Origin of the sequence: Brevundimonas sp. (genome assembly GCF_036963785.1) — a bacterium.
GTDB lineage: Bacteria > Pseudomonadota > Alphaproteobacteria > Caulobacterales > Caulobacteraceae > Brevundimonas.
The window spans coordinates 620228-638777 of record NZ_JBALUS010000001.1 but is presented as its reverse complement, the minus strand read 5'-3'; the positions used below and the strand labels follow the sequence as shown (position 1 = coordinate 638777).

Below are 18550 nucleotides of genomic sequence, written 5' to 3'. Positions count from 1 at the left end.
CCTCCCTCGCTCCGGATTTGGAGCCCGCACCCTCTATAGGCGGGCCGTGCAGGAAGCGAAAATGCCGCAGTTACGCCCCGACCTCGCCGCAGCGGATCAGGCGGGAGTTGCTGACCCCGGCCTGACGGTGGACGACGGCCTCGCGGTATTCCGGATCGCGCAGCATTTCGAGGAAGGCGGCCCCGGTCGGATAGCGGGCGATGAAGGCGATGTCCCAGGCCTCATCGCGCGGGCCGATTACAGTCAGTTCGGGCGTCCCGGCCCAGATCTGCTCGCCGCCGGCCCGGGCGAACGGCGCCGCTGCAGCGCGCCGATAGACGGTATAGGCCTCGGCCCCCGTCATCGTCTTGCCGATCATGGGATGGGCGGCGGGATAAAGCGCCTGCGGCCGGAACCGCACCAGATTGATCATCATCACCGGCCGATCGTCCGGCAGGTCGCGGAAGGCGGCAATCGCGTCGCGGGCGGGGTCGACGTGGTCCATCACGCTGCGCAGGCCTCAAAGCCCTTGCGCAGGGCGGCCTCGTCCAGATCGCGGCCGATGAAGACCGCGCGGCTCCAGCGACGCTCGGCCTCGCCCCAGGGCTTCTGCAGGTCGCCCTCCAGGATCATGTGAACGGCCTGAAACACCAGCCGCCGGTCCTCGCCCGCCACATCGATGATGCCCTTGGCCCGCAGGATGTTCTGGCCCTGGGACGCCAGCAGCTGGTCCAGCCACTGGGTGAAGAGCTGACCGTTCACCGGCCGGTCCAGCGACAGGGCGATGCCCTTGATGTCGTCCTCGTGCGCATGGCCCCGGGGGCCATGGTCGTGGTCGTGGTCGTGGTCATGGGCGTGGCCATGATCGTGATGGTCGTGGCCGTGATCGTGGCCACAGTCCGCGTCATGCACATGGCCCTCGGCGCCGTGCGGCGGATTGAGGAAGTCGGGCCGCACCTCATTGATCCGGCCCAGATCAAAGCGATGCCGGTTGAGGATCTGGTCCAGCGGCACATCGGCGCGTTCGGCCCGGATGATCGGCGCCAGCGGGTTCAGGCCGCGCAGCCGGGCCTCGACGGTCGCCAGCTCCTCGGCGTTCACCAGATCGGTCTTGTTCAGGATGATCTGGTCGGCGAAGGCCACCTGCTCGCGCGCCTCTTTCGAGTCGTCGAGGCGGGCCATCACATGTTTGGCGTCGACCAGGGCGGTCACGCTGTCCAGCACCGTCTTTTCGCGCACATCGTCGTCGACGAAGAAGGTCTGGGCCACCGGGCCGGGGTCGGCCAGGCCCGTGGTCTCGACGATGATGGCGTCAAATGCGGGCTTGCCCGGGCGCTGGCGCTTCATCAGCCCCTGCACCACCCGGATCAGGTCGCCGCGCACCGTGCAGCAGACGCAGCCGTTGTTCATTTCGAACACGTCCTCGTCGGCGCCGACGACCAGATCGTTGTCGATGCCGATCTCGCCGAACTCGTTGACGATCACGGCATAGCGCTTGCCGTGGTCCCCGGTCAGGATGCGGTTCAGAAGCGTGGTCTTGCCGGCGCCGAGATAGCCGGTCAGCACGGTCACGGGTGTCTTGTCGGTCATGGTCGCTAGATGGAGCGTCCGGCCCGGAAAGAAAAGGCCCTCAGCACTGCGGACAGTCGTTCAGCGGTTCGCTTTCCAGCTGAATCGTCACGTGGTCGATGTTGAAGGTGTGCCGGGCCAGCGCCTGCACCTCGGCCAGCAGGGCCGCGGCATCCGCCCGCTCGTGCACCAGATGGGCGGTCAGGGCCGCGTCGGTGGTCGACATGCCCCAGATGTGCAGGTCGTGCACGGCGGTCACCCCGGGCACCGCCAGCAGGCCTTCGCGCACCCGGTCGACCACGATCCCGGCGGGCGCCCCGTCCAGCGCCAGATTGACCGAGTCCTTCAGCAGCCCCCAGGTCGACCACAGGATCACCGCCACGATCACCAGGCTGAAGATCGGATCGACAACCGACCAGCCCGTCATCCAGATCAGGCCGCCGGCCAGCACGACCCCGATCGACACGGCGGCATCGGCCATCATGTGCAGATAGGCCCCACGCACATTCAGATCCTTGTGCTGGTCCTTCAGGAACAGCAGCGCCGTGCCCAGATTGATGACGAAGCCGATACCCGCCACCACCATGATGATGCCGGACGCCACCGGCTGGGGATCGATAAACCGCTGCACGGCCTCCCAGCCGATCCAGCCGCAGGCCAGGATCAGCAGCAGGGCATTGGCCAGCGCCGCCAGCACCGTCCCCTTGCGATAGCCATAGGTCAGCGACCCCCGCGCACTCCGTCGCGACAGCCAGGCCGCGCCGCCCGCCATCGCAAGGCCCAGCACATCGGACAGGTTATGCCCCGCGTCGGCCATGAGGGCCGTGGAGCCGGCAAAGGCGCCCGCGCCGAACTCTATGATGACGAACAGCAGGTTGACGCCCAGACCCACGGCATAGCGCCAGTCACCGGTGTCGACCGGGCCGTGGTCGTGGCCATGCCCATGCCCATGGCTGTGCCCATGCCCATGCCCATGCCCATGACAGTGGCCGTGCGCGTGCTGGGGCTTTTCGGTGGAATCGTGCGCGTCGTGGGCCATGCGCGACCCTAGTGCTGGTGCAGCACGACGAGAAGCCCCAGACCGATCAGGGCCAGGCCCAGGATCGCGCCCTCATAGCGCGCCCAGCGCTCCAGCTTCAGAATCGACGCTCCCGCACGGGCCAGCGTCGTGAACACCGCCATGCCCAGCACCGTCCCGACCGCCAGCACCAGGGTCAGTAGGCCCAGCACCATCAGGCCTTCCTCGGCCGACGACAGATAGAGCGGCAGTAGCACCTCGCCCGGCGAGGCCGCCATCACCGCCACCAGTCCCCAGAAGGCCGCCGCCTGCGACACGGTCGCCTCGGGGGTCTCCAGCTCGGGCCCTGAGGCCGGCACCGGCTTCATCAGGGTTGCCCGCGTCAGATAGAACAGGCCCAGCACGAACAGCAGGCCTGCCGACACCCAGGGCAGGACGCCCGCCACCCACTGGTCCAATGCCAGCCCGGCGGCGACGATCAGGCCGCCGACGACAGCCGTCACGGCGATATGGGCCAGCCCGGCCGCCAGCACGGACCACAGGGTGGTGGCCAGACTCCACCGCTGTGCCTGGCCAACCAGCACGAACGGCAGCCAGTGCGTCGGCAGGGCGGCGTGCAGGAATGCGGTGACAAGGCCGCCAAGCAGCAGCGACACCAGCAGCGAGGGTTGAAGGTCGGACGGCGACATCGCGACGTCCATAGCGTGTTACTTTATAACGGTCGAGGGGCGCGCTGCGGATTCTGCATAAAGATGCGCCCGATCCATCGGCAGGCCCGATGCCCCCGCCCGGTGCCGCCGCGCCACCGTCTGGTGCACATTGACTGCCCCGCGCTGAAAACCCCTTGCGAACAGGGCGAAATAGACCAGCCACAGCCGCGTGCGAGGGGCACCGGCCAGCTGAACGGCCCGCTCGCGGCTTTCGTACAGACGCTGCGACCAGATCCGCAGGGTCCGCTCAAAGTGCTCGCGGAGGGTTTGCACATCCAGCACCTCGAACCCGTGCCGACCCAGCGCCGCCGTCGTCATGCCCAGGGTGTCCAGCTCTCCGCCGGGGAAGATGAAGCGGGTGATGGTGCGGGTCGTCGCCGTGGGCCGCGGCGCGCCGTTCCGGTCCGCAGGGCCGTGTCCGCGCCGGACCGAGGCCTGATGGAAATACAGGCCGCCGGGTTTCAGCAGCCGGTGCACCCGGGCGAAATGGGCGTCGTGATTGCGAAAGCCGAGGTGTTCGAACATCTCGACCTGCGAGACGGCATCATAGACCCCCTCACCGCTGATCTCGCGATAGTCGACCAGTTCCAGGGTCACCCGGTCGCCCAGCCCCTGCCGAGCCACCTCGGCCCGGCCGTATTCCAGCTGGGCCGGGGACAGCGTCACCCCGTGCACCTCGACGCCATAGTGCCGCGCGGCATGACAGGCCAGACCGCCCCAGCCGCAACCGATGTCCAGCAGGCGCTGCCCCGGCTTCAGGTTCAGCTTGCGACAGATGAGGTCCAGCTTGTGCTGCTGGGCCCCATCCAGACCCGCGCTCTCATTCGGAAAGACGGCGCTGGAATAGATCATGGCCGGGTCGAGGAAGAGGCCATAGAATTCGTTGCCCACATCATAGTGGAAGCGGATGAAGTCGGCGTCGCGCCGCCGGTCATGCCCCTGTCCCTCGCCGTCGCGGGCATCATGCCAGTCGGGCACGGTCGCGGTCCGGTCGCCGGGTGACAGCAGCAGGGGCAGGGCGGTGCGCGCCACCGCCCACAGGTTCAGCCGCCTGCGCAGATGCATCAGCCGCCCGTGGTCGATCCGGTCCAGGGCCTGCAGCGGCGATCCGCCCTCGACCGCCAGCGCCCCCGTGGCGAACAGGCGAAACAGGGTCGCCAGCCCGGGCCTCAGGATCAGCGCCCTCAGGACCTGTGGCCCGGCGATGACCAGCTGGATGTCCTCGCGCGCCTGATCCCCCAGTCCGACGACCGATCCGTCCCACAGTCGCAGCGACAGGTCCGCCTGCAGCGCCTCTGCCACCTGTCCGGCCAGTCGAGTCGCCGCATCCAGCGCGCGGTCCGGGGTCGGGGAGGGGGCGTAGGTCATGAACATCCCGGGGGATCGGGCCGGCCTGCCCGCCCGTCCTGACTTATCGCCCGTACGGGGGTGTGGAAAGTCCGGCGGGGCGCGGATCAATGCGCGCTTGTCCGTTGACTCGGCGCCGCCCTTCCGTATATGTCGCCGCTCTTCGCCTGCGGGGGTCCTCCGCGGGCGCTACTCTTTATGCGTTCAGGCTTTGAGGCTTTTCGATATGTACGCGGTAATCAAGACCGGCGGTAAGCAATACCGGGTTCAACCGGGCGACGTGCTGGTCGTCGAAAAGCTGGACGGCGACGCCGGCTCGGACGTCAGCTTCGGCGAAGTCCTGATGCTGGGCGGTGACAAGGGTATCACGGTCGGCGCCCCGCTGATCGACGGTGCCACCGTCGCGGCCACCCTGATCGAGACCCGCAAGGGCGAGAAGGTCAAGATCTTCAAGAAGATCCGCCGTCAGGGCTATCGCCGCACGCGCGGCCATCGCCAGATGGAATCGGTGCTGCGCATCACCGGCATCGAAGGTGCCGGCGAAAAGGCCAAATGGGACGGCGAAACCTCGCTGATGACCAAGGCCGAGATGAACTTGCGCGCCCGCGGCCTGGCCTCGCGCGAAGACACGGCTGAAGCCAAGCCCGCCAAGGCTCCGAAGGCCGAAGCCCCCAAGACTGAAGCCAAGGCGGCTCCGGCCAAGAAGGCGCCCGCCAAAAAGGCTGCGGCTCCCAAGGCTGAAGCGACCGAAGCCAAGGCTCTGGCCAAGAAGGCCCCCGCCAAGAAGGCCGCGCCCAAGGCCGACAAGGAATAACGCTTTAGGCGCACCGCCTGGCGCGGTGTGCTAGAATGACAATCACGCGCTCAAGCAGTGAGGCTCCGAGAGCCGAGCGATAGCGCATCGAGGAAGTACGGAGCAGACCTATGGCTCACAAGAAATCCGGTGGTTCGTCGCGTAACGGTCGCGACTCCGAATCCAAACGCCTCGGCGTGAAGAAATTTGGCGGCGAGCGCGTGCTGGCCGGCAACATCATCATCCGTCAGCGCGGCACCAAATGGCACCCGGGCGACAACGTCGGCATGGGCCGTGACCACACCCTGTTCGCCCTTACCCCGGGCTCGGTGAAGTTCACCACCAAGACCGGTGGCCGCTGTTACGTATCGATTCTTGCGGCCAACGACGACCAGGCAGCCACCGCCGCCGCCGCCGAGTAGCACGAAGCCTGACCGGATCGTGTTGCTCAACCAGCAGCCGATCCGGACCAAGGGAAATATTCCGCGGGGAGTCTGGATCACCAGGCTCCCCGTTTTCGTTCCCCGCCTCGAGCCGTCCGAGCCCTCAAAAGGCGGCGGCAGGAAGACCGAGGTCCGGCCATGTGCGGAATTGAACCCTTGCCCGTCATTGAAACCCGGCGTCTGGCGCTGCGGGCGCCCCGTCCCGAGGACGCCCCGCGCCTCGTCGCCTTGGCCAATGATCCCGACATCGCCCGCATGACCCTGCGGATGCCGTCGCCCTATTCAGTGGCCCACGCCGAGGAATTCCTGGCGAATGTCGCCGCCCAGGATCCGCGCAAGGGCAGCACCTTCATGATCGAGCATGAGGATCAGGGGCCGGTCGGCGTCATCGGCCTGTTCAACGATGCCGATCCCGTGCCCGAGACCGGCTACTGGATCGGGCGGCCCTATTGGGGACGGGGCTATGCCACCGAAGCCCTGCAGGGCGCGCTCAGCTGGGCACGCAGCCGCTGGCGCAAGCGCGCGCTGGTCGCGGGCCACTTCGTCGACAATCCGGCCTCCGGCCGGGTGCTGGAAAAGGCGGGCTTTCTGTACACGGGCGAGGTTCGCCCCGGCCTCAGCCGCGCGCGGGGTGGCCCGGTGGAAACCCGGCGGATGGTCTGGCTGGCCTGACCATCCGTCAGGCGGGCCGGTATCAGGCCGGCGCAGGCATGAAGATCATCAGCAGGCCGACGGTGACGATAGCCAGGGCAACAATCACGCCCAGCACAAAGCCCAGCGCCAGTCGGGCCCGCCTGCGCCGCAAGCCACCGCTCGACACCGAGCGGATATAGACAAACGGACGACGATCAAACGCTTCCGAACCGGTGATGTTGTGTCGGGACATGGACGCGCTCCCTTACCGAACCCCGCATCCTGATGGACGCGCGCCCTCTGTGCCCCCCCGGCTGGGGCCAAAGCATGGCGAACACAGGTTTATCTTCGGATCAGCCGCAATAGATCAGTCGGCCGCTATAGGCGCGATAGTATCCCGTGCGCGGATCGTAGGACCGGTAGGTTCTGCGGCACCAGTCAATGCGGCGGGCGTCGCGCCCTCCACCATAGGCCGAACCCGACCCCGGATAGACCAGATCCGGCCGACCATAGGCGCCGTAATAGGGCGTGGCGCCCCCCTGACCATAGGCCGGCGGGTGGCGATAGTTTGAGCCGTAGTAGGGCTGGGGCCCCCCGTATCCGTATCCGCGCCGTTCATAGTGCCGGTCGTGGTCGCGATAGCCCCGGTCGTAGCCATAGCTGCCCGAGCCGTAAGAGGTCCGGTGCCGCTGGTCGCGCCAGCGGGCGTCGCAATCGGTGCGGTTGGCGTCCCAGAAAGCGTCGCACCGATAGTCACCGGGCCGGTCGCGCTGGGCCGCGACGCTCCAGTCCGAATACCCGCTGCCCGAATATCCACTGCTGCGGCGCTCGCTGCGATAGCTGCGCTCATAGCGGTAGTCGGTCTCATAGCCATACCGGTCCTGGTCCGCATAAGGCGTCTGGTAAGGGGCCTGGTACTGACCGCCATAGCGGCTCTGGGCCTCGGCCGCGGTGGCGCCAAGGCCCAACATGGCCCCCGCGGCGATCATCGTGACGACACGCTTCGACAGGTCGGCCATGAGGCGCTCCAATCTCTAGAGGGTGATTTCCAGGCTTGCGCCGTCGCGCGTCCGGATCCGTTGCATCATGACAACCCGTTCTTCGCCTCCGGCGCTGACCGGAGCGATGACGAACCACTCCCCGGCGGGCAGGTTGCTGAACTGGAAACGATTGTTGGCGCAGGTCGAGGACCGCACATAGGACCGGTAGTCGGCATTGGGGTCCGGCACAGTCCGGGCGCGTACGACCGATTCGGGCAGGGCGGCCTTCTCGGTCGAACCATACAGGTTGCGGAAGCGGGCGCGGGTATAGGGCGTCACCGGCGTCAGGGCGACCGAACCGGTGCAGGTATAGCGGTTGCCGTTCTGGGTATAGTCGATGCGACCGTTGACGCTTCCCGTCCCGTTCATGCCAGACCAGGCGAAGTCCGCAGCATTGAAGGCGGTCGATTCGACCATCGGTCCGGGGCCCGATCCGGTGGTGGGCGCACAGGCGGCGGTGGCCGCCAGGGCAGCGGCCGCCAGGGACGACAGGGTCAGGGTTCGCAGCGAAATGGGCATGGTCAGTTTTCTTCCTCCGGAACGCGTGTCGCCGATCATAGGCCCGGATCGACGTCACCGCCATGACGCCTAACGCAAGCCATAAGGTCAAGGTTGCGAGCGATACGCCTCTGGTCCACAAGCGGCGGCTGAAGACCGTGACCTACACGGCAGGAACGCTTTGGGACCCATACCCCGGATGACCGTCACCTTCTCCGATATCCAGGCCGCCCGCGAGCGCATCCGCGGTCAGGTCGACCATACCCCGACCCGCCATTCGCGTCGTCTGTCCGAGCTGACCGGGGCTGAAGTCTGGGTCAAGTTCGACAATCTGCACTTTACCGGCAGCTTCAAGGAGCGCGGGGCCCTCAACCGGCTGATGCTGCTGGATGCGGATGAGCGGAAACGCGGCGTCGTGGCGGCCTCGGCCGGCAACCACGCCCAAGCCCTGGCCTATCACGGCGGCCGTCTCGGCGTGCCGGTCACCATCGTCATGCCCGAGGGCACCCCCTTCGTGAAGATCGACGGCACCCGCCGCCATGGCGCGACCGTCGTGATCGAGGGCGCGGACTTCACCGGCTCGACCGCCGAAGCCCACCGCCTGCGCGATGAGGAAGGCTTCGTCTTCATCTCGGCCTTTGACGACGAAGGCATCGTCGCGGGGCAGGGCGTCTGCGCGATGGAGTTCCTTGAGGACGCCCCCGATCTGCAAGACATGCTGATCCCGATCGGCGGCGGCGGCCTGATCGCCGGCTGTTCGATCGCGGCCAGGGCCATGAAGCCGGACCTCAACGTCCACGGCGTCGAGGCGGCTATGTATCCGTCCTTCAGCGCCCGCCGTCGGGGCGAGACCCCGAAATGTGGCGGGGCCACCATCGCCGAGGGGATCGCCATCAAGGCGGTGGGCGACATCCCCTTCGCCCTTGCCGATCCGCTGGTGAAGGAGGTCTTTGTCTGCGAGGAGGCCGATTTCGAAAAGGCCGTCGCCTTCTATGCCACCCTGGAAAAGACCGTGGCCGAGGGCGCGGGTGCGGGGGGGCTGGCGGCTCTCCTTGCCAATCCGGACCGCTTCAAGGGCCGCAAGGTCGGGCTGGTCCTGTGCGGCGGCAATATCGACGCGCGCATGCTGGCCGTGGTGCTGAACCGGGAAATGGTCCGCGAGCGGCGCCTGATCGTCTATCGCATCCTGGGCGACGACCGCCCGGGCATGCTGTCGGCCATGGCGGCCGTGATCGGCGGGCTCGGTGGCAATATCATCGACGTGGTCCACAACCGTCTGGCGCTTGACGTGCCGGCCAAGGGGGCCGAGTTCGACATCATGGTGGAAACCCGCGACTCGGCGCATGCCGACGAGATCGGCAAGGCTCTGGGGGACAAGGGTTATGAACTTCGCATGGGGTAGGGCCGCGGGCGCGGCATGTGCAGGCCTTTTGCTGCTGTCCGCCTGCGGGGGCGGCGACGCCGATCCGTCCGCCGATAGCGCGGCACGGGCCAAGGCGGCCGAGTATTTCCTGACCTCCAACGCCCGCGCCGAGGGGATCCAGACCACGGAAAGCGGCCTCCAGTACAAGGTTATCAACTCGGGCCCCGCCGACGGCGTCCAGCCCGACACCAATGACCTCGTGCGCGTGGAATACGAGGGCAGCCTGACCAATGGCACCGTCTTCGACAGTTCCTATCAGCGCGGCGCCCCCGCGGTGATGTCGCCCCAGGGGCTCGTGCCCGGCTGGACCGAGGCCCTGCAGATGATGCGTCCCGGCGACGAATGGATGCTCTATGTGCCGCCGGAACTCGGCTATGGCGAGGACGGTCGCCCGCCCGCTATCCCCGGCAACTCCGTGCTGGTCTTCCGGGTCAAGCTGCTGGCCGTGGCCCCGGCCCCCGGCGGCTACCGCGGCGTGGGTGAAGCCACGGGCTGATCCGCTTCACGCCTTGAGCTGACCCACGGCCCATCGCGCCGCATCCGCCACCACCGGGGCGGGGTCTGCCACCAGCCTCTCGGCCGAGTCTCGCAGCGCCGGATCGCCGCTGTTGCCGATGGCGTACAGCACATTCCTCACAAACCGGTCGCGACCGATCCGCTTGATCGGGCTCTTGCGGAAACGCGCGCGGAACGCGGCATCGTCCAGCGCCGCCAGTTCGGCCAGCGGCGGCGCGACCGCCTCGTCCCGGGCCGCCAGCCGCGCCTCGCGCGAGGTCTCGGCGAACTTGTTCCACGGACAGACCGCCAGGCAGTCGTCGCAGCCATAGATCCGGCTGCCCGCCGCCGTCCGGAACTCCTCGGGCCAGGGGCCCGCGAACTCGATGGTCAGATAGGACAGGCACCGGCGCGCATCCAGCTGGAAGGGGGCAGGAAAGGCTTGGGTCGGACAGGCGTCCAGACACGCGGTGCAGCTGCCGCAATGCTCGCTCTCGGCCTCATCGACCAGCAGCGCCGCCGCCGAAAGTATCACGCCGAGGAAAAGCCAGTTGCCATGCCGCCGCGACAGCAGATTGGTGTGTTTGCCCTGCCAGCCCAGACCGGCCCGCTGGGCCAGCGGCTTCTCCATCAGGGGGGCTGTGTCGACGAACACCTTCACATCCTCGCCGGTCCTGGCCGCGATGAAGCCGGCCAGGGTCTTGAGCCGCCCCTTGATCAGCTCGTGATAGTCGTCCCCGCGCGCATAGACCGAAATATAGCCGCGCGATCTGTCCTCCAGCTCGCCCAGCGGATCGGCGCCCGGGCCATAGTTGAGGCCCAGCACAATGGCGGTGCGCGCCTGATCCCACATGGCCGTCGGATGCCGCCGGCGCTCCAGCGTGGTCTCCATCCAGTCCATGTCGCCATGCCGCCCCGCCTCGACGAACCGGCCCAGATGATCGCCGGCGGTCCAGGGCGTCTCGGCTGACGCCAGCTGACAGGCATCAAAGCCCAGCGCCGTGGCGCGGGCGCGGATCTCCTCGACCATACTTTCGCTGTGGGCGCTCATCGCCCCGCCTTGCCGCGAACGGACCTAGAAGTCGAGGTCGTCGTAATGGGCGACGGGCGGCTGGCCCGGCAGCCGGTCGGCCAGCAGCGGCCGGAAACAGGGGCGGCACTTCATCCGCACATACCAGTCCTTGAGCGCCGGATATGTCGCCCAAGCGATCTCGCCGAAATAGTCCAGCACCGACAGATGCGCCGCCGCCACCAGATCGGCCTGGCCCAGACGACGCCCCGCCAGCCAGTCGCGGCCCTGCGCCAGAGCCTCCAGTTCGACCAGATGCCCCTTCAGCGCCTCACGTCCGGCGCGCAGCGCCCGCGCCTCGGGCGGGCCCAGCCGTAGCAAGGGCTTTTCCATCCGCTCGTGCAACAGGACGGCCTGAACCTCATCGGTGAATTTGCGCTCGAACCAGCCGGTCAGGCGCCGGGTCTCGGCGCGTTCCGTCTCGTCGCGGGTGAACAACAGCTTGCCCTCGGTCTGGTCATCCACCCAGCCGAGGATGGCCGCGCTCTCGCACAGCACCAGATCGCCGACCGTCAGCACCGGCGGCATGCCCGAGGGGTTCAGCCCGTGCAGGGGACAGTCGTCCTCCCACGGCTTCACCGGGGTTTCGCGCACGGCGATTTTCGCCTCGCCCAGCGCCAGGCGGGCGCATCGAGATCCCGGATCGAAGGCGAAATGATACAGGACGGAGTCGGCCATGAGGCCTCCATGCCCCAAGGGTCGTTAAGCGCGCGTTTACCGCGTCGCCGTCAGCCCCAGGGGCCGCGCCGCACCGGCGGCGTCCCGGGAACCAGCGTCGGCGCTCCTGAGCGGGCGGTGTCGTCAGCGGTCCGGATCAGCGCCCAGCCGCCCCACACCATCCAGATCGCGAGGATCAGGCCGGCGGCGGCATCCAGCGCAGGCGCGCCCAGGAAGACCCCTGCTACCAGTCCCAGCGCCAGCACCCCCGCCGCCGCCAGTTCGGCGATCGACTGGTCGCGCACCTCGCCGCGTATATCGGACGGGCGCGAGGCCGCAGCCTGTCCGCGCAGCCACGCCAGCCCCAGCGTCAGACCGACGACGGCCAGCGCCGCCCCCGGTCCCCAGTACCCGCCCGACAGCGGCACCGGCTGGACGATCCTTGCAAGGCAGACCAGACCCATGAAGGCCCCCGCGGCGATCACCATACTGCCCTTCAGCCGTCGGATGCGGGCGTCGGCCGCCGCCGTCCGGAGGGTGCGCCCCGCCCCCGCCACCATGCCGAGTACCAGCAGGTCCATGATGCTGTCCGTCAGCGCGGTCAGCGCCCCGACCGAGCCTGTGGCCCGGGCGGCGAAGACCTTCAGCGCGACAATCCCCATGACCAGCGCCCAGACTGCCCATGTCCCGGACAGGCTCGGGCCGAATTGCGAGGAGGGGGGAGGCGTCATGGCGGGCTTGTCGCCCATCCACGCGGGCTTGCCAATGGCCCCCGGCGCGGCCCAGACACCGCTGTGTCATGAAATGGTCCCAGACTGGGGCTTGGGTGGCATCTCACGGCTTTCTGCACGGGGGCGGGCATGGACGCAGGACACGGCTGGATCGGGCGCGCCGAGGCCTTGAAGCGACTGGGGGTCAAGACCCAGACGCTCTACGCCTACGTCAGCCGTGGCCGGATCGCGGCCCGCCCGGACCCGACCGACCCGCGCCGCAGCCTCTATGCCGAAAGCGATATCGAACGCCTCGAAGCCGGCGACCGCGCCGCCCTGCCTGCCGTCCTCAGCCGCGGCGCCGCCGGGCGGGGCGAGGCCGAAATCTTCTCCACCCTGTCCACCCGCATCGACGGTCGGCTTTGCTATGCGGGCCTGGACGTGGCCCAGCTTTCGGCCCAGACCACACTGGAAGACGTCGCCCGCCGCCTGTGGGGGCTCAAGTCCGCCCAGCCGCTGATGGGGCTGAAGCCGCGCGTCGATGCCGTGACCGGCGCGTCTATCCGGCTCAAGACCTGCGCCTGTCTGGCAAGGCGGGCGGCCGAGGACCTTCCGCTTCCCGGTCGCGATGCCGAGACGCTGCGGGCCGAGGCCGCCGACATCCTCAATGAGGTGATCGATGCGGCGGCTGGATCGGGGCCTCGCCTGCTGTTCCACCAGCGTCTGGCGCGTGGCTGGAAACTGATCGAGCGGGACGCCGACCTGGTCCGCCGCGCCCTTGTTCTGTGTGCGGACGATCTGGCCATGCCGCCCATCCTGGCCGCGCGTACGACGGCCCAGTCGGGGGCACCCCTGGCCGGGGCGGCGCTCGCCGGTGTCACCGCCCTGCTGGGGTCGCCTGTTATGCGTCAGACCCATCTGGCGGCTTCCTGGGTGGTCCAGGCACGGCGCAATCCGTCCCTGGCCCTGTCACGGGCGCTGGAGGAAGCCGGCCCGCCGCCGGGCTTCATTGATCCCGCTTCTCCGGACACGGACGAAATCCGTGCTCGCGCCCTGATCGAGGCTGCGCGCCTGCCGGCGTATCTCGAGGCTGTGTGGCGCGAGGGCGAGGCGCGCGGCCTTGCACCCGGACTGCCGCTCGCGCTGGCACTCGTCGCCCGTCGTCTGGACCTGCCGCGCGAGGGCGCCGTCGACCTGCTGATGCTGGGGCGATTGACCGGGTTGATCGGTCATGTGCTGGATCAGGCGATTGGCGGCTCGCCTATTCGCACCCGACTGCGCTATGTGGGGCCGACACCCGGCGCCAACTGAGCTGACCCTGCCGGGCCGATGACATCCGACAAGGGGATCCGATGGCCGACTGGCTGATGGCGATTATTCTCGGGCTGGTCGAGGGACTGACCGAATTCATTCCGGTATCCTCGACGGGGCATCTGCTGCTGCTCGGCCATTTCCTCGGCTTTGAAAGCACCGGCAAGACATTCGAGATCGTCATCCAGCTGGGCGCCCTGCTGGCCATCATCAGCGTCTATTTCAAACGCCTGTGGACGCTGGCCACCCGCTGGCCCTTCGATGTCGAGTCCCGACGCTTCCTGATCGGGCTGCTGGTCGCCTTTGCGCCTGCGGTGGTGATCGGCGTCTTTGCCTATGACTTCATCAAGCTGGTGCTGTTCGAGACCCCGGTGGTGATCTGCGTCGCCCTGATCGTCGGCGGCATACTGCTGCTGCTGCTCGACCGGATGAAGAAGGTGCCGGTCTATCTCGAGGCCGACCGCTATCCCCTGCGCGTCTATTTCCTGATCGGCCTGTTCCAGTGTCTGGCCATGATCCCGGGGGTATCCCGTTCGGGCGCCACAATCGCCGGCGGCCTCTTGCTGGGCACGGACAAGCGCTCCGCCGCCGAGTTCAGCTTCTTCCTCGCCCTGCCGACCATGGGGGCGGCGGTCGCCTATGACCTGCTGCAGAACTGGGAGCGGCTCGACTTCAGCGACGCGGGCCTGATCGCCATCGGCTTCGTGACTGCCTTCCTGACGGCGCTGGCGGTGGTCAAGCTGCTGCTCGAGTTCGTCTCACGCCACGGCTTTGCCCCCTTCGCCTGGTGGCGGATCGTGGTCGGGGTCGCGGGTCTGGTCCTGCTGGGGCTCGGCGTCGGCGCCTGACGGCAACTCAGCCTGCGGGCTGTTCGGCGAACTGGCCACCCCGGCGATAGCGCCACAGATAGTTGGGCACCACCGCCGCCATACCGGTCGGCTCGATGCCCAGATCGCCCAGACCTGTGGCGCCCTCGGCCACCACATTGTCGGTCTGCATCAGCAGGATCTGGTCGCGCGTCAGCACCGGCGGAATCCCCACCAGTGTCGTCAGTTGGGCCACCGACCCGATGGCCCGCGCGACGGGGAAGGGCAGGGGCAGCAACAGCCGATGCCGGCCCGTCTCGCGCGCGATCATCTTCAGCACCTCTTCAAAGGTGACGACCGTCGGCCCGCCCAGTTCGACCGTCTGGCCGGCCCACGCGGGGTCGGTGGCCACGCGGGCCACCGCTTCGGCCACATCGCCGACGAACACGGGCTGAAAGCGCGTCTGCCCCCCGCCGATCAGCGGCAGGGCCGGGGCAATTCCCGACATCGCTGCGAACCGGTTGAAGAAGCCATCGCCGGGTCCAAACACGATCGACGGGCGCACGATGGCGGCGCCCGGAAAGGCCTCGGCCACGGCGGCCTCGCCCTGCGCCTTGGAACGGGCATAGGCTGACTCGCTCCTCGGATCGGCGCCGATGGCCGACATCTGCACCATGCGGCGGGCCCCGGCCGCCTTCGCGGCTTCGGCCACGGTGCGGGCGCCCTCGACGTGGATGCGTTCAAAGGCTTTCGAGCCCGGCCGCTCATACAGGATGCCGACCAGATTGATGACGATGTCTGCGCCGGCCACGGCGTTGCGCACCGTTTCAGCGTCGGTGATGTCGCCATAGACGGGCATCACCTGACCGACGTCGCCCAGCGGCTTCAGATCATGGGCCAGATTGGGGTTACGCACGGCCACCCGGACGCGCAGGCCGCGCCGCGCCAGGGCGCGCACCACCTGGGTCCCGACAAAGCCGGATCCCCCGAACACAGTGACCAGACCCGAACCGGACGGCATCATCAGCCATGCTCCCTGAAAGGCCCGAACGGCGGGCCGCTTGCGTTGCGGGGATAGACGATGCGCCCGCGCCGGGCAATGCGGCTGCGCGTCCTGATGCGGGCGAAGTGACAGGCCGGAATTGGAAAACCCCCCGCCGTGTTCCGGCGAGGGGTTTATGGTGGAGCTAAGCGGAGTCGAACCGCTGACCTCTTGAATGCCATTCAAGCGCTCTACCAACTGAGCTATAGCCCCGAACCTTTGGCAGTCGCCGCCGGTCTGGTCCGCCGGGCCCTTGAGGGGGTCCGGCGAGGCGGCGGAACCTATGTCAGGGCTTGATCCCGATCAAGCCCGATTCCGCCAAATATTTTCACCCTCGGGAAGGCGCGATTTTTATCAGTCGTCGTCCTTGGACGGCTTGACGATCTCGCCGTCGAAATCGTCATCGTCATCGTCGCCGTCGTCGATGAAGGCGGTCGAGTCATCGTCGTCGTCATCGTCCAGAACGTCGTCGTCATCGTCGTTCATGCCGGCGTCGTCTTTCGACGTGTCTTCGTCGTCATCGTCGTCCGGCGTCAGGATCTTTTCGTGGCCTTCCTGATCGATCTCGGGGGTCGGAGGCGTATCGTCCTCTTCCTCGTCGTCGTCAGCGGCGGCCTTCTTGTCCTTGACCTGATCGTCCGTGTCCTCGTCGGTCTCTTCCGGCTCGGGCACATCGGCCGGCCGTCCACGACGGTTGCGCAGGCGCAGGGCTTCTTCGGGATCAAACTCCGTGTCGCACTTGGGGCAGTGCGCCGGGCGGCGGTTCAGATCATAGAATTTGGCCTGGCAGTTCGGACAGACCTGCTTGGCGCCAAGTTCAGCTTTGCTCACGGATCGTGACCTTCGCATCGGGTGGATTTCGGGCGGCTCCCTTGCCACCCCAATGGCCCGCTGTCAAAAGCCATCTTCGCCCGAAACCCGGTTTCTTCGCGGCGCCTCCCGTTTCCTGCCTGACCGAAAGGCCGTCCGTGGCCGCCGCTTCCTCGCTCACCGCCCGCCCGGGGGCCGCCCTCACAGGCTCCGTCCCTGCCCCGGGGGACAAGTCTGTGTCCCACCGCGCCCTGATCCTGGGCGGCATGGCGACGGGCGTCACCGAGATCGAGGGCCTGCTGGAAGGCGAGGACATTCTGGCCACGGCCCGGGCGGTTGCGGCGTTCGGTGCCGGGGTCGAGCGCCTTGGCCCCGGCCGCTGGCGGGTTACCGGCCACGGTGGGTTCAGACAGCCGGACAGCGTCATAGACTGCGGCAATGCGGGCACCGGTGTGCGCCTGCTGATGGGGGCCGCAGCGGGCTATCCGATCACCGTGACCTTTGACGGCGACGCCTCCTTGCGCAAACGCCCGATGAAGCGCGTCACCGGCCCCCTGGGCGACATGGGCGCGCGGTTCGAGTGGCAAGGCGAAGAGGATCGCCTGCCCCTGCAACTGACCGGCGGCGCTCTCAAGGGCCTGACCTTCAGCCAGACGGTCGCCTCGGCCCAGATCAAATCGGCCCTGCTGCTGGCCGGCTTGAATGCCTCGGGCGACGCCGAGATCACCGAGCTTGAACGCAGCCGCGATCATACCGAGCGCATGCTGCGGGCCTTCGGCGCCGAGGTTCAGGTAGCGGTGCAGGGCGAGGGGTGGCGCATCCGCCTCGCGGGCGGGCAGTCCCTGACCGGCACCGCCGTCTCCGTGCCCGGTGACCCCTCGTCCGCCGCCTTCCCGCTGGCCGCCGGTCTGATCGTTCCGGGCAGCGCGGTGACGGTCGAAAACGTCATGCTCAACCCCCTGCGCATCGGCCTGTTCGACACCTGGCGCGAGATGGGCGCGGACCTTGAGATCACCAACCGTCGTGAAAGCGGCGGCGAGGCCGTGGGGGACATCACCGCCCGGCACTCGGCCCTTACCGGCGTGGTCGTGCCGGAAGCCCGCGCCGCCTCCATGATCGACGAATATCCGATCCTCGCCGCCACCGCCGCCTTTGCCTCCGGCCGGACCGTCATGCGGGGCATCGGCGAAATGCGGGTCAAGGAAAGCGACCGCATCGCCCTGATGGCCCGGGGCCTCGCCGCCTGTGGTGTCGCCGTCGAGGAAGAGCCCGAGGGCCTGATCGTCACCGGCGGTCCTGTCGCGGGCGGTGCCACCATCGACACCGCGCATGATCACCGCATCGCCATGAGCCATCTGGTGCTGGGCCTCGCCGCCCAGCGCCCCGTCACCGTCCGCGACCCCGAAATGATCGCCACCAGCTTTCCGGGCTTCGTGGCGTTGATGCAGGGGCTGGGTGCCGATATCGAGGCGGGATGACCACGCCCGCCGACCTCATCATCGCCGTCGACGGCCCGGCTGCCTCGGGCAAGGGCACGATCGCCCAGCGGCTGGCGCAGCACTACGGCCTGCCGCATCTGGACACCGGCCTGCTCTATCGCGCCGTGGGCCTGGGCGTTCTGGACCGGGGCGGGGACCTCGGCGATGCGGCGCTGGCGGAACAGGTGGCCCGCGCCCTCCAGCGCTCCGATCTGGCCGACACCGCCCGCCTGACCGACCGGGGCGCGGGCGAGGCGGCCAGCCGCGTGGCCGGCCATCCCGGCGTGCGCGCGGCCCTGCTGGACCTGCAGACGCGATTTGCCCGACAGCCCGGCGGGGCGGTGCTGGACGGGCGCGACATCGGTACCGTCATCGCCCCCGACTCCAGCGCCAAGCTGTTCGTCACCGCCACGCCCGAGGTCCGCGCCCGCAGGCGTTGGCTGCAGCTGACGGCGCGCGGCGAGGCGATCAGCTTCGACGACATGCTGGCCGATATCCTGAAGCGCGACGCCCGCGATGCCGGTCGCGGGGCCGCTCCCATGGTCCAGGCGGCCGACGCGGCCTTGCTGGATACGACCGATATGGATATAGAGGCCGCCTTCGATGCGGCCCGCCGTATCGTCGAGACCTCGCGAGCGCGCTGACCGGCGGGCAAATCCAACGCAAGGATCCTCGGCCACCGCGGGCGTTCGGGCTGTTGAGACCGCCCCGGATCGATC

Annotated in this window: 22 protein-coding genes and 1 tRNA gene; 9 read left to right on the top strand and 14 right to left on the bottom strand. The window is 68.2% G+C overall.

Annotation, left to right across the window (positions count from 1 at the left end; translation table 11 throughout):
* Window positions 1-70: 70 nt before the first annotated feature.
* Genes V7672_RS03205 through V7672_RS03185 form a run of 5 tightly spaced genes read right to left on the bottom strand, consistent with a single transcriptional unit; the run spans window position 71 to window position 4644 of the window.
* Window positions 71-484 (bottom strand): DUF1330 domain-containing protein, encoded by a 414-nt coding sequence (locus V7672_RS03205; RefSeq protein ID WP_335623226.1) that lies wholly within the window; start codon window positions 482-484, stop codon window positions 71-73.
* On the bottom strand, window positions 484-1569 hold the full coding sequence (locus V7672_RS03200; RefSeq protein WP_335623225.1) for a CobW family GTP-binding protein: 1086 nt from the start codon (window positions 1567-1569) through the stop codon (window positions 484-486). The genes V7672_RS03205 and V7672_RS03200 overlap by 1 nt, the downstream gene beginning before the upstream one ends.
* Window positions 1570-1609: 40 nt before the next feature.
* Window positions 1610-2587 (bottom strand): cation diffusion facilitator family transporter, encoded by a 978-nt coding sequence (locus V7672_RS03195; RefSeq protein WP_335623224.1) that lies wholly within the window; start codon window positions 2585-2587, stop codon window positions 1610-1612.
* 8 nt (window positions 2588-2595) lie between these two features.
* A complete protein-coding gene (locus V7672_RS03190; protein WP_335623223.1) occupies window positions 2596-3255 on the bottom strand; it encodes a hypothetical protein in 660 nt (219 codons plus the stop codon).
* Window positions 3256-3273: 18 nt separating this feature from the next.
* On the bottom strand, window positions 3274-4644 hold the full coding sequence (locus tag V7672_RS03185) for a cyclopropane-fatty-acyl-phospholipid synthase family protein (protein ID WP_335623222.1): 1371 nt from the start codon (window positions 4642-4644) through the stop codon (window positions 3274-3276).
* A 205-nt stretch (window positions 4645-4849) separates the two neighbouring features.
* On the opposite strand from V7672_RS03185, the gene rplU reads away from it, so the two are divergent.
* From rplU to V7672_RS03170, 3 genes are all read left to right on the top strand, one after another.
* Entirely contained in the window at window positions 4850-5437 is a 588-nt protein-coding gene (gene rplU, locus V7672_RS03180) for a 50S ribosomal protein L21 (protein ID WP_335623221.1), read from the top strand.
* A 110-nt stretch (window positions 5438-5547) separates the two neighbouring features.
* The gene (rpmA, locus tag V7672_RS03175; RefSeq protein ID WP_123288232.1) at window positions 5548-5838 is read left to right on the top strand and encodes a 50S ribosomal protein L27; all 291 of its coding nucleotides are present in this window, start codon (window positions 5548-5550) and stop codon (window positions 5836-5838) included.
* 159 nt (window positions 5839-5997) lie between these two features.
* The gene (locus V7672_RS03170) at window positions 5998-6531 is read left to right on the top strand and encodes a GNAT family N-acetyltransferase (protein WP_335623220.1); all 534 of its coding nucleotides are present in this window, start codon (window positions 5998-6000) and stop codon (window positions 6529-6531) included.
* A gap of 22 nt (window positions 6532-6553) precedes the next feature.
* Here the strand turns inward: V7672_RS03170 and V7672_RS03165 are convergent, their stop codons facing one another.
* The 3 genes from V7672_RS03165 to V7672_RS03155 all read right to left on the bottom strand — a co-directional run bounded on the left by V7672_RS03165 (window position 6554) and on the right by V7672_RS03155 (window position 8051).
* Window positions 6554-6745, bottom strand: coding sequence for a hypothetical protein (locus V7672_RS03165; protein WP_335623219.1), 192 nt, complete (start codon window positions 6743-6745; stop codon window positions 6554-6556).
* A 100-nt stretch (window positions 6746-6845) separates the two neighbouring features.
* Entirely contained in the window at window positions 6846-7511 is a 666-nt protein-coding gene (locus V7672_RS03160; protein ID WP_335623217.1) for a BA14K family protein, read from the bottom strand.
* Window positions 7512-7526: 15 nt separating this feature from the next.
* Window positions 7527-8051 (bottom strand): hypothetical protein, encoded by a 525-nt coding sequence (locus V7672_RS03155; RefSeq protein ID WP_335623216.1) that lies wholly within the window; start codon window positions 8049-8051, stop codon window positions 7527-7529.
* Window positions 8052-8229: 178 nt separating this feature from the next.
* On the opposite strand from V7672_RS03155, the gene V7672_RS03150 reads away from it, so the two are divergent.
* A complete protein-coding gene (locus V7672_RS03150) occupies window positions 8230-9432 on the top strand; it encodes a threonine ammonia-lyase (RefSeq protein ID WP_335623215.1) in 1203 nt (400 codons plus the stop codon).
* Entirely contained in the window at window positions 9413-9949 is a 537-nt protein-coding gene (locus tag V7672_RS03145; RefSeq protein WP_442888756.1) for an FKBP-type peptidyl-prolyl cis-trans isomerase, read from the top strand. Before V7672_RS03150 ends, V7672_RS03145 begins: the two co-directional genes overlap by 20 nt.
* A gap of 6 nt (window positions 9950-9955) precedes the next feature.
* Here the strand turns inward: V7672_RS03145 and queG are convergent, their stop codons facing one another.
* From queG to V7672_RS03130, 3 genes are read right to left on the bottom strand one after another with little or no spacing between them, the layout of a single operon-like run.
* On the bottom strand, window positions 9956-10999 hold the full coding sequence (queG, locus tag V7672_RS03140; protein WP_335623212.1) for a tRNA epoxyqueuosine(34) reductase QueG: 1044 nt from the start codon (window positions 10997-10999) through the stop codon (window positions 9956-9958).
* 24 nt (window positions 11000-11023) lie between these two features.
* The gene (fzlA, locus tag V7672_RS03135) at window positions 11024-11695 is read right to left on the bottom strand and encodes an FtsZ-binding protein FzlA (RefSeq protein ID WP_335623211.1); all 672 of its coding nucleotides are present in this window, start codon (window positions 11693-11695) and stop codon (window positions 11024-11026) included.
* Window positions 11696-11745: 50 nt separating this feature from the next.
* Window positions 11746-12423: a hypothetical protein gene (locus tag V7672_RS03130; RefSeq protein WP_335623210.1), complete on the bottom strand. Its 678-nt coding sequence runs from the start codon at window positions 12421-12423 to the stop codon at window positions 11746-11748.
* A gap of 111 nt (window positions 12424-12534) precedes the next feature.
* Here V7672_RS03130 and V7672_RS03125 point away from each other — a divergent pair, with 111 nt between their 5' ends.
* Entirely contained in the window at window positions 12535-13695 is a 1161-nt protein-coding gene (locus V7672_RS03125; protein ID WP_335623209.1) for a citrate/2-methylcitrate synthase, read from the top strand.
* Window positions 13696-13736: 41 nt separating this feature from the next.
* Window positions 13737-14543: an undecaprenyl-diphosphate phosphatase gene (locus V7672_RS03120; RefSeq protein ID WP_335623208.1), complete on the top strand. Its 807-nt coding sequence runs from the start codon at window positions 13737-13739 to the stop codon at window positions 14541-14543.
* Window positions 14544-14550: 7 nt separating this feature from the next.
* Here V7672_RS03120 and V7672_RS03115 read toward each other — a convergent pair whose 3' ends face one another.
* The 3 genes from V7672_RS03115 to V7672_RS03105 form a co-directional block, all read right to left on the bottom strand.
* On the bottom strand, window positions 14551-15525 hold the full coding sequence (locus V7672_RS03115) for a complex I NDUFA9 subunit family protein (RefSeq protein WP_335623207.1): 975 nt from the start codon (window positions 15523-15525) through the stop codon (window positions 14551-14553).
* A gap of 155 nt (window positions 15526-15680) precedes the next feature.
* Window positions 15681-15756: transfer RNA gene (locus tag V7672_RS03110), tRNA-Ala, on the bottom strand.
* Window positions 15757-15897: 141 nt separating this feature from the next.
* Window positions 15898-16374: a TIGR02300 family protein gene (locus tag V7672_RS03105; protein WP_335623206.1), complete on the bottom strand. Its 477-nt coding sequence runs from the start codon at window positions 16372-16374 to the stop codon at window positions 15898-15900.
* Between the two features lie 137 nt (window positions 16375-16511).
* Here V7672_RS03105 and aroA point away from each other — a divergent pair, with 137 nt between their 5' ends.
* On the top strand, window positions 16512-17831 hold the full coding sequence (aroA, locus tag V7672_RS03100; protein WP_335623205.1) for a 3-phosphoshikimate 1-carboxyvinyltransferase: 1320 nt from the start codon (window positions 16512-16514) through the stop codon (window positions 17829-17831).
* Window positions 17828-18475, top strand: coding sequence for a (d)CMP kinase (gene cmk, locus V7672_RS03095; RefSeq protein WP_335623204.1), 648 nt, complete (start codon window positions 17828-17830; stop codon window positions 18473-18475). The genes aroA and cmk overlap by 4 nt, the downstream gene beginning before the upstream one ends.
* Window positions 18476-18550 lie beyond the last annotated feature (75 nt).

Bases quoted from the DNA above. Each gene is read 5' to 3' on its own strand.
- V7672_RS03195 (WP_335623224.1), bottom strand. From the start codon at position 2,587: ATGGCCCACGACGCGCACGATTCCACCGAAAAGCCCCAGCACGCGCAC.
- V7672_RS03205 (WP_335623226.1), bottom strand. From the start codon at position 484: ATGGACCACGTCGACCCCGCCCGCGACGCGATTGCCGCCTTCCGCGAC.
- queG (WP_335623212.1), bottom strand. From the start codon at position 10,999: ATGAGCGCCCACAGCGAAAGTATGGTCGAGGAGATCCGCGCCCGCGCC.
- rpmA (WP_123288232.1), top strand. From the start codon at position 5,548: ATGGCTCACAAGAAATCCGGTGGTTCGTCGCGTAACGGTCGCGACTCC.
- V7672_RS03200 (WP_335623225.1), bottom strand. From the start codon at position 1,569: ATGACCGACAAGACACCCGTGACCGTGCTGACCGGCTATCTCGGCGCC.
- V7672_RS03145 (WP_442888756.1), top strand. From the start codon at position 9,413: ATGAACTTCGCATGGGGTAGGGCCGCGGGCGCGGCATGTGCAGGCCTT.
- V7672_RS03190 (WP_335623223.1), bottom strand. From the start codon at position 3,255: ATGTCGCCGTCCGACCTTCAACCCTCGCTGCTGGTGTCGCTGCTGCTT.
- V7672_RS03155 (WP_335623216.1), bottom strand. From the start codon at position 8,051: ATGCCCATTTCGCTGCGAACCCTGACCCTGTCGTCCCTGGCGGCCGCT.
- fzlA (WP_335623211.1), bottom strand. From the start codon at position 11,695: ATGGCCGACTCCGTCCTGTATCATTTCGCCTTCGATCCGGGATCTCGA.
- V7672_RS03160 (WP_335623217.1), bottom strand. From the start codon at position 7,511: ATGGCCGACCTGTCGAAGCGTGTCGTCACGATGATCGCCGCGGGGGCC.
- V7672_RS03125 (WP_335623209.1), top strand. From the start codon at position 12,535: ATGGACGCAGGACACGGCTGGATCGGGCGCGCCGAGGCCTTGAAGCGA.
- rplU (WP_335623221.1), top strand. From the start codon at position 4,850: ATGTACGCGGTAATCAAGACCGGCGGTAAGCAATACCGGGTTCAACCG.
- V7672_RS03130 (WP_335623210.1), bottom strand. From the start codon at position 12,423: ATGGGCGACAAGCCCGCCATGACGCCTCCCCCCTCCTCGCAATTCGGC.
- V7672_RS03150 (WP_335623215.1), top strand. From the start codon at position 8,230: ATGACCGTCACCTTCTCCGATATCCAGGCCGCCCGCGAGCGCATCCGC.
- V7672_RS03115 (WP_335623207.1), bottom strand. From the start codon at position 15,525: ATGATGCCGTCCGGTTCGGGTCTGGTCACTGTGTTCGGGGGATCCGGC.
- V7672_RS03185 (WP_335623222.1), bottom strand. From the start codon at position 4,644: ATGACCTACGCCCCCTCCCCGACCCCGGACCGCGCGCTGGATGCGGCG.
- V7672_RS03170 (WP_335623220.1), top strand. From the start codon at position 5,998: ATGTGCGGAATTGAACCCTTGCCCGTCATTGAAACCCGGCGTCTGGCG.
- cmk (WP_335623204.1), top strand. From the start codon at position 17,828: ATGACCACGCCCGCCGACCTCATCATCGCCGTCGACGGCCCGGCTGCC.
- V7672_RS03120 (WP_335623208.1), top strand. From the start codon at position 13,737: ATGGCCGACTGGCTGATGGCGATTATTCTCGGGCTGGTCGAGGGACTG.
- V7672_RS03165 (WP_335623219.1), bottom strand. From the start codon at position 6,745: ATGTCCCGACACAACATCACCGGTTCGGAAGCGTTTGATCGTCGTCCG.